At 36.0% G+C, this 1,928-nt stretch carries 2 protein-coding genes; both read left to right on the plus strand.

Annotation, left to right across the window (positions count from 1 at the left end; translation table 11 throughout):
- On the plus strand, nt 1-349 hold a 349-nt coding region (locus K941_RS17435; protein ID WP_029103845.1), incomplete at its 5' end, for a hypothetical protein.
- Nucleotides 350-958: 609 nt separating this feature from the next.
- Nucleotides 959-1,459, plus strand: a complete 501-nt coding sequence (locus tag K941_RS16590) for a hypothetical protein (RefSeq protein WP_051226069.1) — start codon at nt 959-961, stop codon at nt 1,457-1,459.
- Nucleotides 1,460-1,928: the final 469 nt, after the last annotated feature.

The raw sequence follows: 1,928 nt of genomic DNA on the forward strand, positions 1-1,928 counted from the left end.
TCAAAATATCGACCTATCCTTCGCTTTTGATGATGTGGAAAATCTGCAAACAACAGACATGACACTTGCAGAAATGCAGGAGACAGAGGGGGCGGTTGCTCCGTGGGTTGCGGGGGCTGGATTAGGTGCTGCAGTTGGCGGTATCGGATACACTTATGGTTGGGCAAGAGGTAATTATAAGTGGAGTAATGCGAAATTTGCAGGGAATGTGACCACAGGGGCTGTAATCGGTGGTACATTTGGAGCTGCAGGTGCTGCAGCTGGTGGCGGTTTGACGGTAGGAGCTAATGCATGGCGTTTCAATAGTTTTGCTTTGAACTCTGGGGTAAATAAAGCTTGGAGGCGTTAAAAAGCAAAGATATTGCTTAAGAGTGTTAAATGGTAACTTTTTAACACTCATACTCTATTAATAATTTAAGTTTACTCAAAAATGCTTGAAATAATAACATCGCTGTTAGAAGCCGTGAGTGGATATATTGGAGGTAGATTTTTTAAAAATAGAAAATATACCTGTAAAAAAATATTCTTAATATCTTTTTTGGTCTCAGCCATTTTTTTCTTGGTGTATTCATGTTATGAATTGCTTTTTGGGCAAAAAGAATTTATTAAGATTAGTTTTTTAATATCTTTGATATTATTTATTGCAATATCATTGATACTTTTTATTTTGAAAGTTATAAACTATTTTCTAAACAATGGATATAACGATTGGCATAAGCATAAACAAGGAAATGATAAATAATTTTGTAATCATTTAAAATAAATTTAGCTACTCGTATCTTTTTTGTTCACAAATATCGCCCAATCCAACCTACTCCAAGCCACCGAATGTTAACAAATAAACCAAATAAAAAATCAGTAAAATTAAAACAAAACACTTGAAACCTAAAATTGCATTTGTTACTATCGTAAGACAATAACCAACACCAAGACGACATAAATTGGTACGGTTTTTATAGTGTTAAGTTTTCATAATGTTGATAAAAGAAAAAATTCCATCGCCACCGCCCCTGCATTTGCAGAAACAACGGTTTATCAAACCATACTAAGCACTACACCAAGTGTAGAATTACCTACTCAACCAACCCAAGCAACCGATTTATCGTTTGCTTTTGATGATACCCAAAACCTGCAAGCAGTCGCAATGACTGATAGTGAGATGCAGGAGACGGAAGGGGCTTGGGTTGCCAATGCTGTTGGTGCAGGCTTTGGTGGTTTGACAGGGCATTTTGCTTATATGGGTAGTGTTGCCGCTAGCGGTCAATATAATTTTGGACATCATGTGGCTGCAGTTGGAACTGGGGCAGGATTAGGTTTTGTTAGTCCAGTTAGTGCAGCAGGAAGAGCAATTGCAATGAGTGCAGGAACTAAAGTTGCTACCAATACTGCCATCAGCTTGGGCGGTCCAACAGCAGGTGTTGTTTTAGGCAACAGATTTAAAACATTAAATGTTAAATAATGGTCTTAAAACCCATACTGGATTTTTCAGTATAGGTTTTTGGTTGTTAGTTGAATGTTAATTTTAGATAAAGAAGTGTTCAATGTTTTTATATCTGTTGGTATCGTTGGTTGTTTCATTTTTTATAGCGGTCTACTATTTCTCAATGACTATTTATCGAGTAAATCAGAGTCTAATTTCTTGTCGCCAATTGTTATGTCGTTAGTAGGAGTTATGTTTTTGGTAATACCCATACATCTTGGGTTAAGCTTAAAAATGCATATCTTATGTATTTTGGTTGTAAATGTGGTTGGGTATGCTATATATCACCAATTTAGAATGCATAAAAAATAAGGCTCTGGTTCAAAAAGTATGCTACAAAGAAAACCGTTCTTTTGCTAAAAAAATTGCAGGAAACAATCCTATCAGAGAATATCACGCTGGCTCTGGTTAGATATACCCATTATCATCTGAACCAAGATAATTAAGA

Origin of the sequence: Moraxella caprae DSM 19149, from assembly GCF_000426885.1 — a bacterium.
GTDB classification, from domain to species: domain Bacteria; phylum Pseudomonadota; class Gammaproteobacteria; order Pseudomonadales; family Moraxellaceae; genus Moraxella; species Moraxella caprae.